Source organism: Streptomyces sp. NPDC127098 (genome assembly GCF_042722465.1).
Lineage (GTDB): Bacteria > Actinomycetota > Actinomycetes > Streptomycetales > Streptomycetaceae > Streptomyces > Streptomyces millisiae.
The window spans coordinates 109450-128537 of record NZ_JBHXFJ010000015.1 but is presented as its reverse complement, the minus strand read 5'-3'; the positions used below and the strand labels follow the sequence as shown (position 1 = coordinate 128537).

19 protein-coding genes and 1 pseudogene are annotated in these 19088 nt (G+C 72.9%); 15 read left to right on the top strand and 5 right to left on the bottom strand.

Annotated elements, in window-relative coordinates; genetic code table 11:
* The 4 genes and pseudogenes from ACFWI8_RS12870 to ACFWI8_RS12855 all read right to left on the bottom strand — a co-directional run.
* On the bottom strand, window positions 1-235 hold a 235-nt coding region (locus tag ACFWI8_RS12870), incomplete at its 3' end, for a transposase (RefSeq protein WP_387089510.1).
* A gap of 88 nt (window positions 236-323) precedes the next feature.
* Window positions 324-1670: pseudogene (locus ACFWI8_RS12865) on the bottom strand (ThuA domain-containing protein); the annotation flags it as partial.
* Window positions 1671-2000: 330 nt separating this feature from the next.
* A complete protein-coding gene (locus ACFWI8_RS12860) occupies window positions 2001-2918 on the bottom strand; it encodes a S1 family peptidase (protein WP_387089507.1) in 918 nt (305 codons plus the stop codon).
* A gap of 186 nt (window positions 2919-3104) precedes the next feature.
* Window positions 3105-4055 carry an AraC family transcriptional regulator gene (locus ACFWI8_RS12855; protein ID WP_387089504.1) on the bottom strand — a complete coding sequence of 317 codons (951 nt, stop codon included), beginning with the start codon at window positions 4053-4055 and terminating at the stop codon, window positions 3105-3107.
* A gap of 73 nt (window positions 4056-4128) precedes the next feature.
* Between ACFWI8_RS12855 and ACFWI8_RS12850 the strand changes: the two genes are divergently transcribed.
* The gene (locus ACFWI8_RS12850) at window positions 4129-5133 is read left to right on the top strand and encodes an SDR family NAD(P)-dependent oxidoreductase (protein ID WP_387089502.1); all 1005 of its coding nucleotides are present in this window, start codon (window positions 4129-4131) and stop codon (window positions 5131-5133) included.
* Between the two features lie 109 nt (window positions 5134-5242).
* On the opposite strand, the gene ACFWI8_RS12845 is transcribed toward ACFWI8_RS12850, so the two are convergent.
* Window positions 5243-5905: a helix-turn-helix domain-containing protein gene (locus ACFWI8_RS12845; protein WP_387089499.1), complete on the bottom strand. Its 663-nt coding sequence runs from the start codon at window positions 5903-5905 to the stop codon at window positions 5243-5245.
* 175 nt (window positions 5906-6080) lie between these two features.
* Between ACFWI8_RS12845 and ACFWI8_RS12840 the strand changes: the two genes are divergently transcribed.
* The 14 genes from ACFWI8_RS12840 to ACFWI8_RS12775 all read left to right on the top strand — a co-directional run bounded on the left by ACFWI8_RS12840 (window position 6081) and on the right by ACFWI8_RS12775 (window position 19064).
* Window positions 6081-6605, top strand: coding sequence for a flavin reductase family protein (locus ACFWI8_RS12840; protein WP_387089496.1), 525 nt, complete (start codon window positions 6081-6083; stop codon window positions 6603-6605).
* Window positions 6602-7510: an MBL fold metallo-hydrolase gene (locus ACFWI8_RS12835; protein ID WP_387089493.1), complete on the top strand. Its 909-nt coding sequence runs from the start codon at window positions 6602-6604 to the stop codon at window positions 7508-7510. The genes ACFWI8_RS12840 and ACFWI8_RS12835 overlap by 4 nt, the downstream gene beginning before the upstream one ends.
* A complete protein-coding gene (locus ACFWI8_RS12830; protein WP_387089490.1) occupies window positions 7507-8703 on the top strand; it encodes an amidohydrolase family protein in 1197 nt (398 codons plus the stop codon). Before ACFWI8_RS12835 ends, ACFWI8_RS12830 begins: the two co-directional genes overlap by 4 nt.
* Window positions 8704-8810: 107 nt before the next feature.
* Window positions 8811-9557 (top strand): ABC transporter ATP-binding protein, encoded by a 747-nt coding sequence (locus ACFWI8_RS12825; protein WP_387089487.1) that lies wholly within the window; start codon window positions 8811-8813, stop codon window positions 9555-9557.
* The gene (locus tag ACFWI8_RS12820; RefSeq protein ID WP_387089484.1) at window positions 9554-10429 is read left to right on the top strand and encodes an ABC transporter permease; all 876 of its coding nucleotides are present in this window, start codon (window positions 9554-9556) and stop codon (window positions 10427-10429) included. Before ACFWI8_RS12825 ends, ACFWI8_RS12820 begins: the two co-directional genes overlap by 4 nt.
* 57 nt (window positions 10430-10486) lie before the next feature.
* Window positions 10487-11662: a hypothetical protein gene (locus tag ACFWI8_RS12815; protein WP_387089482.1), complete on the top strand. Its 1176-nt coding sequence runs from the start codon at window positions 10487-10489 to the stop codon at window positions 11660-11662.
* Window positions 11662-13053: an FAD-binding oxidoreductase gene (locus ACFWI8_RS12810; RefSeq protein ID WP_387089480.1), complete on the top strand. Its 1392-nt coding sequence runs from the start codon at window positions 11662-11664 to the stop codon at window positions 13051-13053. Before ACFWI8_RS12815 ends, ACFWI8_RS12810 begins: the two co-directional genes overlap by 1 nt.
* Window positions 13054-13066: 13 nt before the next feature.
* Window positions 13067-13852 (top strand): creatininase family protein, encoded by a 786-nt coding sequence (locus ACFWI8_RS12805; protein WP_387089477.1) that lies wholly within the window; start codon window positions 13067-13069, stop codon window positions 13850-13852.
* Between the two features lie 10 nt (window positions 13853-13862).
* The gene (locus ACFWI8_RS12800) at window positions 13863-14288 is read left to right on the top strand and encodes a cupin domain-containing protein (RefSeq protein ID WP_387089474.1); all 426 of its coding nucleotides are present in this window, start codon (window positions 13863-13865) and stop codon (window positions 14286-14288) included.
* A gap of 8 nt (window positions 14289-14296) precedes the next feature.
* Entirely contained in the window at window positions 14297-15886 is a 1590-nt protein-coding gene (locus ACFWI8_RS12795; RefSeq protein WP_387089471.1) for an amidase, read from the top strand.
* Window positions 15871-16632 carry a cysteine hydrolase family protein gene (locus ACFWI8_RS12790; protein ID WP_387089468.1) on the top strand — a complete coding sequence of 254 codons (762 nt, stop codon included), beginning with the start codon at window positions 15871-15873 and terminating at the stop codon, window positions 16630-16632. Before ACFWI8_RS12795 ends, ACFWI8_RS12790 begins: the two co-directional genes overlap by 16 nt.
* On the top strand, window positions 16629-17726 hold the full coding sequence (locus tag ACFWI8_RS12785) for an acetamidase/formamidase family protein (protein WP_387089465.1): 1098 nt from the start codon (window positions 16629-16631) through the stop codon (window positions 17724-17726). Before ACFWI8_RS12790 ends, ACFWI8_RS12785 begins: the two co-directional genes overlap by 4 nt.
* A 7-nt stretch (window positions 17727-17733) precedes the next feature.
* On the top strand, window positions 17734-18390 hold the full coding sequence (locus ACFWI8_RS12780; protein ID WP_387089462.1) for a YoaK family protein: 657 nt from the start codon (window positions 17734-17736) through the stop codon (window positions 18388-18390).
* A gap of 197 nt (window positions 18391-18587) precedes the next feature.
* Window positions 18588-19064 carry a hypothetical protein gene (locus ACFWI8_RS12775; RefSeq protein WP_387089459.1) on the top strand — a complete coding sequence of 159 codons (477 nt, stop codon included), beginning with the start codon at window positions 18588-18590 and terminating at the stop codon, window positions 19062-19064.
* The last annotated feature ends 24 nt before the right edge of the window (window positions 19065-19088 follow it).

Sequence of the window (19088 nt, the reverse complement as noted above, 5' to 3'; positions counted from 1 at the left end):
GGAGTAGTCGCTCCCAGGTTCCGTCGGCCGACCACAGGCGGTGGCGTTCATAGACCGTCTTCCACGGGCCGAACCGCTCTGGCAGGTCACGCCACTGAACACCCGTCCGCACCCGATGGAGAATCCCGTCGATCACCTGCCGATGATCCCGCCACCAGCCGCAACGCCTGTTACTGACCGGGAGGAACGGCCGCAGCCGTTCCCACTCGGCATCCGTCAGATCACCCCGCTCCATGTCCACACCAACGACCAACACGCGAAGTAGTCACATGATCGGCAGGACAAGTCCTAGCCGGCGGGGAGACGTGTCAGCGGTGGTCTTCGGGGCAGGAGTGGGCGTCGAGTTCCTGGATCCGGACGTTGCGGAAGGAGGCGGTGTCGTCGGCACCGTGGTTCTGCAGTCCGATGTGGCCCTGCTGGAGGCTGCGCGCGGGGTCGGTGTTGGTGAAGTCGTTGATGAGCGTGCCGTTGAGGTAGACGCGGAGGCGTTCGCCCTCGACGCGGATCTCGTAGGTGTTCCACTCCCCCGGCGGGTTGAGGGCGGCGTCGCGGGCGGCCAGGTCGGCGGACTGGAAGCCGTAGACGGCTCCCGTGGTGCGGTCGGCGGCGTCGGTCGCGTCGATCTGGATCTCGTATCCGTTGTCGACGGCGGACCAGGGGTCGTCGGACGCGGGGAAGCCCATGAAGACGCCGGAGTTGTCGTCGCCCTCCAGCATCCAGTCGAGCTTCAGCGAGTAGGAGCCGAACTCCCGGGCCTCGTACCAGAGCAGGCCCATGCCGCCCCGGGAGACGAGGGTGCCGTCGGACAGTTCGAAGGAGCCGGGCCCGGCCTGTGACCAGCCGTCGGTGTCGGAGCCGTCGAAGAGCGGGGTGTAGCCGGTCTCCGGGCGGCAGTCGGCCTCGGTGACGCCGGCGGCCCAGCGGATGCCGCCCAGCAGGTGTCGGACGAAGTCCTGCTGGGCGTAGGACTCGGCGGTGTGGCCGCCGCCGGTGTAGAAGGCCCGGCCGCCCTCGTACTCCTTGCACCAGGCGATGGGGTGGTCGCCGGCCATGGTGCCGCCCGTGTAGCTGGACTCGTCGAGGGAGGCCAACACGTGGGAGGTGGTGCGCGGGTTGGTGCGGTAGTTGTACCACTCGTCGGTGCGCTGCCAGGCGCCGCCCAGGTGGGCGGTGGCGGCGTGCGCGCGGTCCTCGACCCGCACGGTGGCCTGCTGGATCTGGGGGTGGGACTGGAAGAGCGCGCCCGCAAGGCCGTTGTACCAGTCCCAGTCGTACTCGGTGTCGGCCGCGGCGTGTACGCCCACGTATCCGCCGCCGGCGTTGATGTAGCGCTCGAAGGCCGTCTCCTGGGCGCGGTTCAGCACGTCGCCGGTGGTGGAGAGGAACACCACCGCCTCGTACCGGGCCAGGTTCCTGGTCGTGAAGGCGCCGGCGTTCTCGGTGGCGGTCACCGTGAAGTTGTTCTCCTCGCCGAGTCGGGTGATCGCGGCGATTCCCTCGTCGATCGAGTCGTGCCGGAAGCCGGCGGTCTTGGAGAAGACCAACACCTGGTAGGCGGGGTCGTCGGGGGCGGCGGCCTGGGCGGCGGAGCTGGGTGTCGCCGGCAGCGCGGCGAGGCAGAGCAGTGCCCCGAGGCCGAGGCCGGTCAGATGTCGGATGCGGCGGATCATGCGGGGGCCTCCAGATCTGGTTGGCGCCGTTGCGTGACACCGGGTCAGGACCGCGAACTCCCATGAACGGGACTCATCGAGCAGCCGTACGTCACAAGTAGGCTGTCGCGCTGCGAAACCTGGCAGATAAGCGATCGAAAGACCGGGTCTTTTTGCTGTACGCACAGGGAAGATAGAGGCTTACGCACGACTTGGGGAAGACTTCTCACACGAGGCCGGCGGACTTCCGCCCGTCGAGCGGGTAAAGTTCCCCGCCCGACAGCGAACGTCCCCGCCCGGCCGGGGCCGGGCGGGGACGGGTCACGGGTGCGGCCGGACCGGAACCGATGATCAGGGCACGGTGACCCCGTAGGCGTTGGCCGCCTCGACCACCGGCTGGAAGAACGTGATGCCGCCCGAGGTGCAGTTGCCACTGCCGCCCGAGGTCAGCCCGAGACCGGTGGAACCGGACCAGAGCGGGCCGCCGCTGTCGCCGGGCTCGGCGCAGATGTTGGTCTGGATCATGTCGTAGACGACCTCGCCGTTCCCGTAGTCGACCGTCCAGCCGAGGCCGGTGACCGAGCCGCAGCGCACGCCCGTGGTGCTGCCGCTGCGGCAGGCCGACTGACCCACGACCGGGTTGGCGAACCCGGTGATGGTGCCGCCGCCCGCGACCGTGCCGGGCACCGAGGAGGGCTGCGGGTCGTAGGCGACGATGCCGAAGTCGTTGACCGGGAAGGAGGAGCCGGCGGTGTAGCCGATCCAGGCCGAGCCGTTGTGCCACAGCGGGTACGGCGGTGTCGGGCCGTACGGGTCGGCCGTACAGTGACCGGCGGTCAGGAAGTAGTAGCTGCCGCCGGAGCGGACGTTGAAGCCGAGCGAGCAGCGCCAGCCGACGTCGGCGTAGATCGCGTCGCCGCCCTGCAGGTACTTCTCGAACGTGCCCTCGGTGCGCTGGATGTCCAGCGCGCCGGCCAGGTCACCGGCGCTCGCGGTGAGCTCGGCGAGGTCGGCCTCGGAGACGGTCTCGTCGACCAGGACCGTCACGGTGTCCGTCGAGGGGTCCACCGCCCAGGCCACGCCGCCGATGCCGGCGGCCTCGACGGCCTCGCTGGCGGCGGACAGTTCGGTGGCGTTGAAGACACCGTCGTCGGCCTGGGCGGCGCCGGGCAGGAACAGTGCCGCGGCGGCGGCGAGGCCGGTGGCCACCGCCAGGGTCCGTAAGCCCCGGGCGAGACGCCGGCGCGAGGTGGTGCGCTTCGATCTCACGTGCATTCCTCCAGTGGGATTCGTCGATCCGGTGGATGAGACGGCTGCGAGTGCGTGAAGCATGGCGATCGGGCACCTGTCGGACGAAGATCTCTTACAACCCCGACAGCTTTCACACGAGATACTCCCATTCCGTCACGCACTGACAAGGCGCACTTTCGGCCAGTAGTCGGAGGGTGGCGGAGGTCAGACCGGCGACGGCTCGGTGGGGCCGGGCGACTCGTGCCGCGTGCGGTTGCGGTAGCGAAGCGGCGACTCCCCCACCTCCCGCTTGAACGCGGTGCTGAAGGCGCTCTCGGACCCGTAGCCGAGCTCGACCGCCAGCGCCCCGACGCGGACGTCGCTGTCTCGCAGAGCGCGCCGCGCGAGCAGCATCCGCCAGCGGCTGAGATAGGTCAGCGGCGGTACTCCCGCGACGGCCCTGAACCGTTCCGCGAACGACGTCCGCGACATCGCCGCGGCGCGCGCCAACTCCGCCAGCCCCCAGGGCTTCGCGGGCTCGGCGTGCATGCGGCCGAGCGCCGGGCGCAACCGTTCGTCGGTCAGCAACCGCAGCCATCCCGGGGGCAGTTCGGCCTGGTCCAGGTAGGCACGCAGCATCTCGAGCACCAGGAGTTGGCCGTGCTGCCGGATGGCGAAGGCCGAGCCCATCCGGTTCCCGGTCGCCTCGTCGAACAGTCGGTCCAGGCTGCCGCGCAGCTCGGCCGCGGCGGCGGCCGACGCCCGGACGTGCCCCAGCGGCGGCAGCGCCTGCAGGAGCAGGGCCCGACCCACCGGGTTGAGGTCGATGCGGCCGCCCAGGACGACGTCGTCGGCGACGCGGTCGGCGGCGAGGAGGCGGGGCGAGGGGAAGCCCGGCTCGGGCGTGATCTCGTGGCGCGGTCCTGCACCGGTGCCGCCTTCGAGCGTCAACCACGACCGGCTGTTCAGGATGGCGACGTCTCCCGGTTCGAGCTCGATCGGCCCGTCGGCGCCGTCGGTGGTCAGCCGGGCGCGACCGCGCACCATCGCCATGAACTTCAGCGGGGTGTCCAGGGCGGCGTGCGACGCCCAGCGGCCCCGCGTCACGAACCCGCCCGTCAGCTGCCCGCGCACCTCGACGAGTTCGAGCACCTGGGACAGCTGGTCTTCAACCATGTCCGTACTCTCGCGTAAGAAATACGGATGGTCAATGATTCAGAGTTCGGACGGTCAGGGGCAGGGTGGTGTCATGACACAGAAACAGCAGCCCCTCGGGTCCGGCTTCACCGCGGCGTCCACGGCAGACGAGGTCCTCTGCGGCATCGACCTGTCGGGCCGGAACGTCATCGTCACCGGTGGCCACGTCGGGCTCGGCCTGGAGACCACCCGCGCGCTCAGCAGGGCCGGCGCCTCCGTGACCGTGGGCTCGCGCGACCCCGAGCGCGCCGCCCCCGCGCTGGCCGGCATCGAGCGCGTGGCGATCGACCGGCTCGACCTGCTCGACCCGGCGTCGATCGACGCCTTCGCCGACCGTTACCTCGACTCCGGACGCCCGCCGCACATCCTGATCAACAACGCCGGCATCATGAGCGGCCCCCTGGTGCGGGACGCGCGCGGCTACGAGTCGCAGTTCGCGACCAACCACCTCGGCCACTTCCAACTGACCCTGGCCCTGCTGCCCGCGCTGCGCACGGCCCGCGGCGCCCGGGTGGTGAACGTGACGTCCGGCGGCCACCGGCTCTCCGACATCCGCTGGGACGACCCGCACTTCACCACCGGCTACGACGGCATGCTCGCCTACGGCCAGTCCAAGACCGCCAACGTGCTGTTCGCCGTCGAACTGGACCGCCGCTGGGCCGAGGACGGGATCCGCGGCTACGCCGTGCACCCGGGCGTCGTCGTCACCACCATCCTCGGCCCTGCCCGGTCCGAGGACGGTCCCGCGGTGAGCGAGGAGGCGCTGCGGGCCATGGGGCTGCTCGACGACGCCGGCAGACCGGTCATCGATCCGGCGCGCGAGATGAAGACGCCGCGACAGGGCGCCAGCACCAGCGTGTTCGCGGCCACCAGCCCCCTGCTCGCCGACATCGGCGGGGTCTACCTCAAGGACAACGACGTCTCGCCGCTCGACACCCCGAGACCCTTCGCCTTCGGCACCGACGAGGACGTGCCGTCCGACGTCGTCCCACACGCGATCGACCCGGAGTCGGCACGGCGGCTCTGGGAGCTGAGCGAGCGGCTGCTCGAGGCGTGACGCCCGCCGGGATGCCGGCAGCTCGCCCTGCCGCTCCGCCGACCGCGAGGCACTCGACCGGGGCACCGCTCACCGGCCGGCCGCGGCGAGGCGGCCGCCCGGCCGCGCGTCACCCGTGCGGTTCGGCGGTGCCTGTGGGGGTGTCCGTGGCGTTCTGGACGGCCAGCAGCCGGAACCGGTCGCTGTCACCGAGGGCGCGCCAGCGGTGGGGGGTGCCCCCGAGGTAGCTGATGCTGTCGCCCGCGGCCAGCTGGTGCACGGTGCGCCCGTCGGCGGTCAGCAGGTCCACCTCGACGTCGCCGTCGACGACATACAGGAACTCGTCGCCCGGGTGGTCGTAGTAGTCCCCGAAGTCCGTCCGGGCGCCTCGGTACTCGACGGGGTGGACGCCGAGTTGCGGGCTGCCCAGCATGCGGGCCATGCCGCCGACGTTCGCCACGCCCAGTCCCTCGCCGCAGCGGACGACCCGGATGGCCTGGCGCGTGACGTCGGGCTCGGCCCGCACGGCCGAGGCCAGCAGGGCCTGCTGGGTGGTACCGAGGGCGCGGGCGATGCGGTGCAGTGACGGCATGCTGGGGTGTGTCAGCCCCCGTTCCAACTGGCTGAGGAACGGGTGGGACAGGTCGGACCTCTGGGCGAGCTGTACGAGCGTCAGCCCACGCTCCTTGCGGAGACGGCGGATGGTGGCGCCGAGTTCCGCGCGCTGGGCACTGTTCGTGCGCTGGCGACTGGCGGCCTGTGGCGGCGTACCAGGGGTGGGCTGGACCGGCATGTCGGGTTCCTCAACGGTGACGGGCGGCGGGCGACGCTGGGCGGACGGAACACGGAACGCGCCGGGGGATTTACCCCGGCGAAACACTCGGACCCTATGGTCGATGTTGATGGGATGAACATTCTACTCCGCTCCATCCGTTCCAATCTATTCGTCCCCAGCCCAGGGAGCCCGTATGCCGTCGGCTACCACTGATCGCTCCGCCACCTCGACCGACGCCGCCTTCCTCGCCGCCATGGCCGCGCTCGCCGGCGGCGTCTGCGTCGTCACGACGGCCGGCCCCGAGGGCAGGCCGGCCGGATTCACCAGCACGGCCGTGATGAGCCTCAGCCGCTCACCCCAGTTGCTCGCCCTCGGTGTCGACCAGGCCAGCCGGACCCTGTCGGCCCTGCTCGGCCGCGGCCGGTTCGCACTCAACATCCTGCGGGCGGACGGCGAGAGCCTCTCCCGCCGGTTCGCCGACCGGACGGCCGACCGCTTCGCGGGGCTGGCCTGGAGCACCGACGAGTGGGACGTGCCGGTGCTCACCGCGTACAGCGCCGCCGTGCTGAGCTGCCAGGTCGTCCGGGACGTACCCGCCGGCGACCACCGGTTGATCATCGCCTCGGTCCGGCGCGTCCTGCCGGGCACGGAGGGAGCGGGCGCCCTGGTCCACCTGGGCCGCCGCTACCACCGACTCCCCGCCGAGTACGCGCGATGACCGGCCGGCGGTGGTTCGCCGTCCGGGAGACGGCCCCCGGGGTGTACCTGATCGCCGAGCCCGGCCACGTCAACAGCTACCTGGTCCTGGGCGACGACCTCGCCCTCCTCTACGACACCGGCATGGGCATCGGCGACCTCGCGGGCGAGGTGCGCGCGCTGACCTCGCTGCCGCTGCTGGTGGTCAACTCCCATCACCACTACGACCACCGGGGCGGCAACGCGTCGCTGGTCGGCGTCGCCCGCGACTTCGCCGTGCACGCCGAGGGAGCGGACGCGCACGGTTCGCCGGCGCCGCGCGAGTGGCTGGAGTCGTACGCGCACATCGCGCGCGGACTGCGGGAGAAGTACCAGGCGCTGCGCGCCCTCGACACCGAGGCGTTCTTCCTCACCGACAGCCGGGTCGAGGTCCGACCGGTGCCCGAGCTGAGGCACTGGCGGATCGAGGCGGTCCGCCCGACCAGGCTGCTGCACGAGGGGGACACGCTCGACCTCGGCGGGCGCCGCCTAAGGGTCCTGCACACCCCGGGCCACTCGCCGGACGGCCTGTGCCTGTGGGAGGCGGACAGCGGGTTGCTGCTCGCCGGGGACACCCTCATCAGCGGCACGTTCTTCGCCCATGTACCCGGCGCCGACGTGCCCGCCTTCGCCGACTCCACCCGCCGACTCGCCGAGTTGCCGGTCGGCACCGCGCTGCTGGGTCACAACCTCCGCCACCGGGAGTCGGCCGGCTTCGTGGCCGATGTGGCGGAGGCGTTCGCGGCGGTGCGGGACGGCCGCACCCGCCCGGTGGTCGCCACCGACATGTTCGGAACGGCGGCCTGGCGCCACGACTTCGACGGTTTCGCGGTGCTCACCGCGGTTCGGGCGACCACCCAGGAAGGACCGGGAGGAGCGGGCCGATGACCACGATGCTGCTGCGCGGGGCCCTGCTGCCCGACGGCTCCCCCCGCGACCTGCTCCTCGGGGGCGGCCGGGTGATCCGCGTCGCGCCGCCGGGGACGCTGCCCGCCGGGCCGGCCGAGACCGACCTGACCGGCTGTCTGCTGCTGCCCGCCCCGGCCGAGCCACACGCCCACCTGGACAAGGCCCACACCTGGGACCTGGCCGGTGCCCCGCCCTGCGACCTGCCGTCGGCCGTCGGAGCCTGGCGGGACTACGCGGAGGGGGTCACCGAGGAGGACGTGGTGTCGCGCGCCCGTCGGGCCCTGGACGAGTTGACCATGAACGGGGTGACCGCGGTGCGCACCCACGTGGACGTCCTGCCCGGCGACGACCCGCTGCGTGGGCTGCGGGCGATGCTGCGGCTGCGCGAGGCGGTGCGCGGCAGGACCGAGTTGCAGGTCGTGGTGCTGCACCTGGACGCGCCGGACGCCGTGCTGCGCGAGGCCTTCACGCTGGGGGCCGACGTGCTGGGCGGCTGCCCGCACCTGGCGGCCGACCCGGAGGCGGCCGTCGCGCGCGCGGTGCGGCTCGCCGGTGAGTTCGGCGTCGGCATCGACCTGCACGCGGACGAGAACCTGGATCCGGCCTCCGGGGATCTGCGGCTGCTCGCGGCGGCGGTGGGGCGCGGCGGATTCGCGCGGCCGGTGACCGCGAGCCACTGCGTCAGCCTGGGCGCGATGCCGGACGAGGAGGCCGCGCGGTTGGCCAAGGACGTCGCGCTGGCGGGCATCGGGGTGGTGACGCTGCCGCTGACGAATCTGTACCTCCAGGGACGCGACCACCCCGCGCCCGTTCCGCGCGGGCTGACGGCCGTACGCACTCTGCTGGAGGCCGGCGTCACGCTGGCCGCCGGTGGCGACAACGTACGCGATCCGTTCAATCCGGTGGGGCGCGCCGATCCGCTGGAGACCGCCGCGTTGCTGGTGGCGGCCGGGCACCTGACGCCGTCCGAGGCGGTGCACGCGGTGACCGCCGGGGCCCGTGCCGTGCTGGGGCTGCCGCCGGCCGGCCCGTTCGAGGGGGCCGTCGCCGATCTGCTGGCCGTGCGCGCCGGTTCGCTCTCGGAGGCACTGGGCGCGGCCTGTCCCGATCGTGTGGTGTTCCGGGCGGGGCGGATCGTCAGCCGTACCACGGTGGTTCGTGAGCTGGTCTGAAAGCCGGGGATCGACACCGCGGCGAAACTGCCGAGAAACAATCAATGTTCATGATATCAACATTCGGCGTTCCGGCCGAAACCGAGACGAGAGGAGGAAGTGGAGACATGTCCGTCATGGTGGAAACGGCGCTGCGCTTCAAGGGCGTCGACAAGCGGTTCCCCAACGGCACTCTGGCTCTCACGGACGTCAACCTGTCCGTCGCGGCAGGTGAGTTCGTCTCCGTGGTCGGCCCCTCCGGCTGCGGCAAGTCCACCCTGCTGCGGCTGGCCTCTGGCCTGGACTCCCCGACCGCGGGCACCGTGCACGCCCGCGCCGACTCGGTGGGCTTCGTCTTCCAGGACGCCACCCTGCTGCCCTGGCGCAGCGTGCTGGCCAATGTGGAGCTCCCCGCCGAACTCGCCGGCACGCCCAAGCCCGAGCGCCGGGAGCGCGCACGGGAGGTCCTGGCACTGGTCGGCCTCGGCGGCTTCGAGAAGCAGCTCCCCGGCCAGCTCTCCGGCGGCATGAGGATGCGCGTCTCGCTCGCCCGGGCGCTGATGACACGGCCATCGCTGTTCCTGTTCGACGAACCGTTCGGCGCCCTCGACGAGATCACCCGACTGCGGATGCAGGAGGAGCTTCAGCGGATTCTCTCGGAGCAGGGATTCTCCGCCCTGTTCATCACCCACTCCGTGCCCGAGGCGGTCTACCTCTCCAACCGGGTCGTCGTGATGTCCGCTCGCCCCGGCCGCGTCACCGCCTCGTTCGACGTGCCCTTCCCCCATCCCCGCCCCGCCGACCTGCGATACGAGCCGGCCTTCGCCGCCATCGCCGGCGAGGTCTCCACCGCCCTGCGAGGAGGTGCCAGGTGAGCGTCCAGAGCGTCGGCCCCACGGTGGCCGTGCCCGAGGCCCACGACCTTCCCGCGGCCTCGGCGGCTCCCGCCCCGCGCCGCGGGCGCCGAGGGTGGGCCACGCCGCTGGCGCCGCTCGGCTCGCTGCTGGTGGCGCTGGGGGTCTGGTACCTCATCAGCTACGTCGTCCTGCGACCCGAGCGCCGCTTCCTCGTCCCCCCGCCGCACCAGGTGCTGAGCGTGAGCTTCCTGGACTGGTCCCACCTGGAACCGATGCTGTCCGCCCTGGCGCTGACCGCGCGGGTCTCGCTCACCGGACTCCTCCTGGCCTCCGTGCTCGGCGTCGGCGCGGCCGTCCTGATGAGCAGGGCCCGCCTGCTGGAACGCGCGCTGTATCCGTACGCGGTCATCCTGCAGACCATGCCGATCCTCGCCATCGTGCCGCTGATCGGCCTGTGGTTCGGGTTCGGCTACACCAGCAGGACCGTGGTCTGCGTGATCATCGCGCTCTTTCCCATGATCGCCAACACGCTGTTCGGGCTGCAGTCCGTGGACCGCGCCCACCACGACCTGTTCACGCTGCAGCAGGCGAGCCGCTGGGACCGGCTGCGCAAGCTGGAACTCCCCGCCGCGCTTCCCGCGATCTTCACCGGACTGCGCACGTCGGCGGGGTTGTCGGTGATCGGCGCCATCGTCGGCGACATGTTCTTCAAGCAGGGCAGCCCCGGCATCGGCACCCTGCTCGACGTCTACCGGGCCCGGCTCCAGTCCGAGGACCTGTTCGCCGCCATCATCCTGGCCTCGCTGTTCGGCGTCGCCGTCTTCGCCCTCTTCACCTTCCTCAACCGGCTGGCGATCGGCTCCTGGCACGGCTCCGCCACCGACCGCTGACGCCCCCGCAGCCGCACACCGGCCCTCTCGTCCCGCCGCGTTTCCCCGGAGTTCCCCATGCCCTTGACCAGACGCACCCGCACGACGACCCTTTTCTCCGCCTTCTCCGTGTTCGCCCTGTTCGCTGTCTCGGCCTGCGGCGACGGCGCGCAGTCCGCCGCCTCTGGCGAAGCCATCGAGTCCGCCCCGCCGGAGCTTCGCCTCGACGGCGTCTGCCCGGACACCGTCGTCCTGCAGACCGACTGGGAACCCGAGGCCGAGCACGGCCCGCTGTACAACCTGCTGGGTCCCGGCTACCGCATCGACTCCGACCAGAAGCGCGTCACAGGACCCCTGGTGATCGACGGTCAGGACACTGGCGTCGAGGTGGAGGTCCGGGCCGGCGGAGCGGCCATCGGCTACCAGAGCGTCGCCTCGCAGATGTACGTCGACGAGAGCATCACCCTCGGCACCGTCACCACCGACGGCGCGATCACCGCCGCCGCCGACCAGCCCGTGACCGCCGTCATGGCGCTGATGAGGAAGAGCCCGATCATGCTGATGTGGGACCCGGAGACCCACCCCGACTGGGAGACGATCGCCGACATCGGCGAGACCGACGAGAAGGTCGTCTACGTCGCCGGCAACACCTACGCCTCGATGCTGGTGGCGGACGGCCTGATCCAGGAGAGCCAGCTCGACGCCAGTTACGACGGCTCGCCCTCCCGGTTCGTCTCCGACCCCGGCATCGCGCAGCAGGGCTTCGCCACCGCCGAGCCGTACGTCTACGAGCACGAGGTCGGCGCCTGGAACAAGCCGGTCGAGTACCAGCTCCTGGCGGACGTCGGCTACACCGTCTACCCGCAGGCGCTCTCGGCCAGGACCGGAGCGCTGGAGGAGCTGAGTCCCTGCCTGGAGCGGCTGGTGCCCGTCCTCCAGCGCTCCGCCGCCGACTTCGCCGCCGATCCGGGACCGGCCGTCGACCTGATCTCCGAGCTCGTCACGGAGTACAACACCGGCTGGGTCTACTCCCAGGAGACCGGGGCGTTCGCCGCCGAGGAGATGGTGGACCTCGGCATCCTCGCCAACGAGGCCGACGGCAGCATCGGGGGCTTCGACATGGAGCGCGTCGAGCGGATCCGCCAGGACTTCACGCCGCTGGTCACCGAGAGCGGGGCCACCGTCCCCGACGACCTGACCGCGGAAGACCTCGCCACCAACCAGTTCATCGACCCCACGATCGGTATGGAGTAATGGTCGCCGACCCCAAGCCCGCCACCCTGTCGGCCGACGAGGTACGCCGCCTCACCGAACTCGTCGCCGACGAACGGCGGGTCCCCACCGCGTCCGCCGGCACCCGCACGCCGAACATCGAGGACTTCTGCCGCGACGCGGCCCTGCTCCTCGGGGCCGACGCCGTGATCCGCGACGAGAAAGCACTGGACAAGGCGTCCACCGACTGGGCCCACATGTCCCCGATCCTCGCCGCCAGGCTGCCCGCCGGCCGCGCCGAGGTGGTGCTCCGCCCCTCCCGACACGAGCTCGTCCCCGCCGTCGTCGCCCTCGCCCACCGCCTCCGGATCCCGGTCACCCCGCGCGGCAAGGGCACCGGCAACTACGGGCAGGCCATCCCGCTGCGCGGCGGTGCCGTGCTGGACCTGACCGCCTGCGACCGCGTCCTGGACGCGGGAGACGGCTGGATCCGCGCCGAGGCGGGCGCCAAGATGTCGGACCTGGAGTCCCACGCCCGCTCGCTCGGCCAAGAGCTGTGGATGTTCCCCTCCACCTTCGGCACCACGCTCGGCGGCTTCCTCGCCGGCGGCAACGGCGGCACGGGATCCCTGTCCAACGGCACCAACGGCGACGGCTTCGTCAGGGAGTTGACCGTGGTGCCCTGCACCGCCGAGGCCGAGCCGTTCACCGTGCGGAACGAGGACGCCCTGCCGTACATCCACGCCTACGGCACCACCGGCATCATCGCCACGGCCACCGTGGGCCTCCAGCGGGCCCGTGCCTGGACCGGCCTCTTCGCCGCGTTCGACGCCTGGGAGTCCGCGACCGCGGCCCTCGCCGCCCTGGTACGACTCGAACCGGCGCCACGCCTGGTCTCCATGGACGAGCCGGGTCTCGTGCGCACCTTCGCCCCCGACCCGGCGCTCGACCCGGAGGCCCTGAGCCTGCGGACCATCGTCGAGGAACACGCCGGGCCCGAGGCGCGCGCCCTGATCGAACGCCACGGCGGGCGCGTCCTGGAGACCCGCCCGGCCCCGCACGGCCCCGCCCTCGTCAGCTCGCTCTCCTTCAACCACCCGACGTACCACCTGATGAAGGCGGAGGAGGGCTGGTTCCACCTGGAGATCAGCGGCGACGTGCTGCTGGGCGACCCGTCCGCCGTCAAGGCGGTCTACCCGGACACCGTGCTCCACCTCGAAGGCATGCGCGCCGGCCCCGTCGGCATGCTCATGGCCCGCTACGAGGACCCGGACACCGTCTACCGGGGCATCGAGGCACTGAACGCTCTCGGCGTCGGCGTGCACGACGTGCACCAGTGGTACGTCGACCGGCGGGTGGACCTGGTGCGCGCCACGGCCCGCACCACGGATCCGCTCGGCCTGATCAACCCCGGCCACCTCCTCAGCGCCTGAAAGGGAACCAGCCTTGGCCCTCACCCGCTTCACCGACCTCACCGCCCCCGAGGTGGCCGGGCTGAACGCCGACACCGTCGCCCTGCTGCCGGTCGGTGCCATCGAACAGCACGGTCCCCATCTCCCCGTGGCGACCGACTACATCGTGGCGGAGGCGGTCGCCGAGGGCGCCGCCCTCGCCGCCGCCGACACCTGCGACATCACCCTGCTGCCGGGGCTCGCCTACACCAAGTCCGACGAGCACGCCTGGTCGCCCGGCACCCTGTGGCTGAGCGCCGGCACCCTGCTCGCGGTGCTGGACGACATCGGCCGCTCGCTGGCCGCCGGCCCCGTGCGTCGGATCGCGTTCCTCAACGCGCACGGCGGCAACAGCGCGCTGCTCGCCGTCGCCCTGCGTGAACTGCGCACCAGGCACGGCCTGACCACGTTCCTGCTGCACGCCTCCCTGCCCGCCGACCAGGGCGGGACCTCACCCGCGACCGAGCACGGCATGGGCGTGCACGGCGGCCACAACGAGACCTCGGCCCTGCTCCACCTGCGGCCCGACCTGGTCCACATGGACCTCGCCCGCCGCAGCGTCCCCGAGCACCTGACCGGCTACGAGTACGTCGGCTTCGGCAAGCCGGTCGCGTTCGGCTGGACCAGCGACGACTTCGCCACCGGCACCGGCCTCGTCGGCGACCCCACGGGCGCCACCCCGGAACTCGGCCGCAAGCTCGTCGACGCCGCCGTGGCCCGCTGCGCCGCCGCGCTGCGCGAGTGCGCCCGCTTCCTTCCCGCGCCCCGCCCGACCCCCTAGGGAGACCGCCATGACCACTCCCCCGCTGCTCAAGCCGCTGAACGAGATCACCGCCCACCACATCACCGCCGGCGACACGGTCAAACTCGCCGTCCTCACCGGCCCCGGCGACGGCTCGCCGACCACCGTCGTCTTCGAGGTGTGGGAGCCCGGCGGCGCCCAGCCGTTCAACGCGCACACCGACTCGGTCGAGACGTTCGTGGTCCTGTCCGGGCACGGGCGCGCCGAGAGCGACGAGCACACCCGTGACCTGGTCCCCGGCGACGTCCTGGTCCTGCCCGCCGGATCCCGGCACCGGATCACCAACACCTCCGCCACCGAGCGGCTCTACACGCTCACCGTCATGTCCCCCGACGAGGGCTTCGCCACGTTGATCGAGAGCGGCCCGGCGACCGCCCTCGACGAGGACGACCTGGCCGTGCTCCGGGCCCGGTGAGCGCCACCGTGACAGACCCGGACACGGACCCGGCCGACGGCCCCCTCGGCGCCTTCTGGTCGTACGAGCGGGCCCTGGCCGCCGACGACGTCGCGGCCCTGGACCACTGGTTCCTCGACGCCGCCGACACGCTGCGCGCCGAGGGCACCACGGTCCTGACCGGCCACCAGGCCATCGCGGACTTCCGACGCGGTCGCGCCGGTGCTCCCGCCCGCGTGGTGGAGCGCGTGCACACGACGCCGATCTGCCCGGACGCCACCGTGGTGATCGCCGAAACCCGCCGCGCCGACGGCTCCCGAGGGCTGCAGACCCAGGTGTGGCAGCGGACGGACGCCGGCTGGCGGGTCCGGGCCGCCCACGTCAGCGCCGTCCCGCGGCCCGTCCCGGAACCAGGGCCCGACCCGGCCGTCTGGCGCGTCAGCGGCCGCCCCCTCGCCGCTGGCGCGCCGGAAGGACCGCTGTCGGGGGTCGACGTCGCCGTCAAGGACCTCTTCGCCGTGGCCGGCCACCCCATCGGCGCCGGCAACCCCCGGTGGCTCGCGGAAGCCGTCACCGAGGACCGTCATGCGGACGCCGTACAGGCCCTGCTGAACGCGGGGGCCGAGCTGGCCGGCATCGCCCACACCGACGAACTCGCCTTCGGCCTCGCCGGGACGAACGCCCACTACGGCACCCCCGCCAACCCGGCCGCCCCGGGCCGGATCACCGGCGGTTCGAGCAGCGGCCCGGCCGCGGCCGTGGCCCGCGGCTGGGCCGCCCTGGGCCTGGCCACCGACACCGCGGGCTCCATCCGGGTGCCCGCCTCGTACTGCGGGCTCTACGGCTGGCGGCCCACGCACGGTGCCGTGCCGACCCGCGGACTCCTCCCGCTGGCCCCCGCCTTCGACACCGCGGGACTGCTGGCCCGCGACGCGGACGTGCTGCGCACCGCCGCCGGAACGCTGCTGCCGGACCGCGGGGACGCCCCCGTGCCCATCCGCGTGCTGGCGGTCGACGACCGCCTCACGGCGCTGACCGAGCCCGGGGTCCGCACCGCCCTCGAGGCGGCCTGCCGCGCCCTCGCCCTGCGGACCGGCCTCCCCCTGACCCGCCTCGCCGTACCGGGCACCGAACGGCTCGACGCCTGGTTCCGCGCCTTCCGAACCGTCCAGGCCGCCCAGGCATGGGAACACCACGGTGCCTGGATCGACCGCCACGCCGGGGCGCTGGCCCCGGACGTCGCCGCCCGCTTCGCCGCCGGGAGGGACGTGACACCCGCCCAGCTCACCGCCGCAGAACGGGAGTTGGCCGACGCCGGGTCCCTGATCACCTCCGCGCTCCCGCCAGGCACGGCGCTGCTGCTCCCCGCCACCAGCGGCCCCGCACCCCGCGTCGGAGCCGCGCCGGCAGACGTGGAAGCCGTGCGCGCCGCCACCCTGCGTCTCACCCACCTGGCCTCGCTCGCCGGACTGCCCGCGGTCGTTTCCCCGCTGCTCGCCGTCCGCGGCCTGCCCGTGGGTCTCTGCGCCCTCGGCCGGCCGGGCGCCGACCTGTCCCTGCTCGACCTGGCCGCCCAGGCCGCCCGCCCGGAAGGACTCCCGAGGTGCCCGACGGCCTGATAGGTCCCAACCGCCGCAACGCGTGGACAGCGGGGCCCGGCGGAGTCAGCCTGGTGCGCCCCGCCCGCGCCCCGCGCACCGCCACCGTCGAGGCGCTCCCACAGCCCGTGACCCTGGACCTCGCGGCGACGGCGCTGATCGTCGTCGACATGCAGAACGACTTCTGCGCCGCCGACGGCTGGCTCGCGTCCATCGGCGTCGACATCACCCCGGCCCGCTCGCCCATCCCGGTCCTCGCCGGCCTGCTGCCGAGGCTGCGCACCGCCGGCGTCCCCGTGGTCTGGCTCAACTGGGGCAACCGCCCCGACCGCGCCAACCTCCCGCCCGGCGTCCTCCACGTCTACGACGCCGACGGCACCGGCGGCGGCATCGGCGCGGCCCTCCCCCACGGCCGGGGGCCCGTCCTGGAACGGGGCAGCCCCTCCGCCGCCGTCGTCGACGAACTCGAACCCGCGGCCGACGACGTGCACATCGCCAAGTACCGGATGAGCGGCTTCCAGGACACCGAACTCGACAGCGTGCTGCGCAACCTGCGCGTCGACACCCTGCTCTTCGCCGGGGTCAACGCCGACCAGTGCGTCCTGGCGACCCTGATGGACGCCGCCAACCTCGGCTACGACGTCCTGGTGCTCCAGGACGCCGTCGCCACCACCTCCCCGCCGTTCTGCATGGACGCCACCCTCTACAACGTCCGCCAGTGCTTCGGCTTCACGCTCACCAGCACCGCCCTGGCGGAGGCACTGTGACGGTCCTGCTGCAACCCGGGGCCGGACCCGTCGACGGGGCTCACTACCTGCCGGCAGAGCCGGAGCTGGTGCACTGGGGTCTGCTGCCCAACGCCCGGTCGGCGCCGGCCCTGACCGTCCGCTCAGGGGAGACCGTCACCCTCGACACGATCAGCCACGAGGGGATACTCCCCGACCAGGGGCGCGACCCGGCCGCCTTCTTCGGCGCCGCCGGCATACCGGCCACGGCGCTCCTGGCCGACGCCGTCGCGCTGGCCGCCTCGCCCCGGGAACACGACGCCGCGACCCGGGGTCCTCATGTGGTGACCGGACCGGTCGCGGTACACGGCGCACGCCCCGGCGACGTCCTGGAGGCCGAGGTGCTGAGCCTGCGCCGCCGAGCCCCCTACGGGGTGATCAGCAACCGGCACGGCAGGGGCGCGCTGCCGACGGAGTACCCGGAACCACCCGCCGCCGTGCACAGCCTGGTCGCCACCGTCGGCGACGACGGCCGCGGCCGGCTGGCCGTCGGCGACGGCCGCCACCTGTCGTTCCGGCTGCGCCCGTTCCTCGGCATCATGGGCGTCGCCCCCGCCACCGAGGCCGACGTGCACTCCGTGCCGCCGGGCCGGCACGGCGGCAACCTCGACGTCCGCCACCTCCTCGCGGGCAGCCGCCTGTTCCTGCCCGTCCAGGTCCCCGACGCCCTCTTCTACGCGGGCGACCCCCACTTCGCCCAGGGCGACGGGGAGGTGGCGCTCACCGCCTTCGAGGCACCGCTCCGCGCCACGCTGCGCCTGACCCTGCACAGCGGACCTGACGCGCGCGCCCTGGCCGCGCGCCTGCGGGCGCCCTATGCCGAGACGGCGGACGAGGTCATCGTCCTCGGCCTGGACGCCGATCTCGACGAGGCGGTGCGGCACGCGGTCCGCGACGCCCTCGCGCTGCTCGACCACCGCCACGACATCCCGGGCCCGGTGGGTCTCGCCTACCTCAGCGCAGCCGGCGACTTCCAGATCTCCCAGGTGGTCGACGGGGTGAAAGGGGTACACGGCCGTCTGGCCAAGGCGGATCTGCCGGCGCCCCGGGCCGACGCCGCGGCCGAGGGGCGGTGAACCGACGATGCGCCCCGAGATCCACCTCCGGCTGCTGCTCGCCCTGACCTTCGCCACCGGAGTCGTGGACGCCGTCAGCTACCTGTCCCTCGACGGCGTCTTCGCCGGGAACATGACCGGCAACGTGATCATCATCGGCGCGGCCGTCACCGGCGCGGACCACCTGCCGACCGTGGGGCCCGGGGTCGCCCTGGCCTGCTTCGTGCTCGGGGCGGCGGCCGGCGGGCGCGTGCTGCGCTCCTCTCCGCCGGGTTGGAACGTCCGGCACACGGCGTTGATCGGCGGCGGTGGACTGGCGACCGCCGGCTCCGGCGTGGCCCTGTTCGCCGGGGGCGACAGTGTGGCCGTCGCGGGGGTCCTGGCCTTCGCGATGGGGACGCAGGCCGCCGCGGCCAGGGAACTCGCGGTCAAGGACGTCACCACGGTCGTGGTCACCTCCACCATGACCGCCTTCGCCGCCGACTCCCCACTCGGGGCCGGCCGAGCCCAGCCGTGGCCACGCCGGGCCGGCGCGATCGCGCTCATGACGGCCGGAGCCGCCGTCGGAGCCGCGCTGATCCGCCTCGCCCCCGGCTGGGCTCTGCTGGTCGCGGCAGCCGCAGCCCTGTCCACGGCCCTCGCCGGGGCACGCGCCACGGCGAAGAGCTCGGATCGCTCCCCGTGACATGGCCGCGGGTACGCCGCCCTTGTCGGCGTCGCCCGGGAACGCGCGCAGCGGAAGGGAGACGAACCCGCCGTCCCTCGTCGAGGACGTAGCCGCTGTGCGACAAGAGGATCGCCGGGCAGAGGCCGCGGCCCGTCCGGCGTCACCGGGCGTTGGTATCCGCCGGTCCTCGTCGGAAGTCCCTCGCAGAGCTGGGCATGGCCGCCGGCACGAGCCTCTCCGTCTCGCTCCCCCGCTTCTACGGCGCGGCATCCGTGGAAGACCTGCTCCACGCCTTCACCAGGAGGGAGAACGCCGGCGGGTCACACCTGCACAGGTCCACGGCCGTGCGCACCGTGCTGCACGAGGCGGAGGCCGGCGACCCCGTCGCGATCGTTCTCGTCGACGAGCAGGCCGAACGCGTGACCCGCTACGTCACCTCGTGCGCGAGGCGGGTCGGCCTGCCGCCCGGCGACGGGTTCACCGTCACTTTGGGCGGCTCGGTGGCCGCGGCCGACACCGTCCTCCGCGCCGCGATCCTGCGAGAACTCGCCGAAGCCCATCCGCGGGCCCGCGCCGTCACGGAGGGCGCGGTGCCGATCCGCGGAGCGGTGCTCGACGCCCTCGCGGAAGGCGGCGTCACTCCCCGGGGCGCTGTGCGCGACGCCGTCACTCGATGGCGGGCCGAGCGCTGAACGGTGATCGCGCGGTTCCCCTGT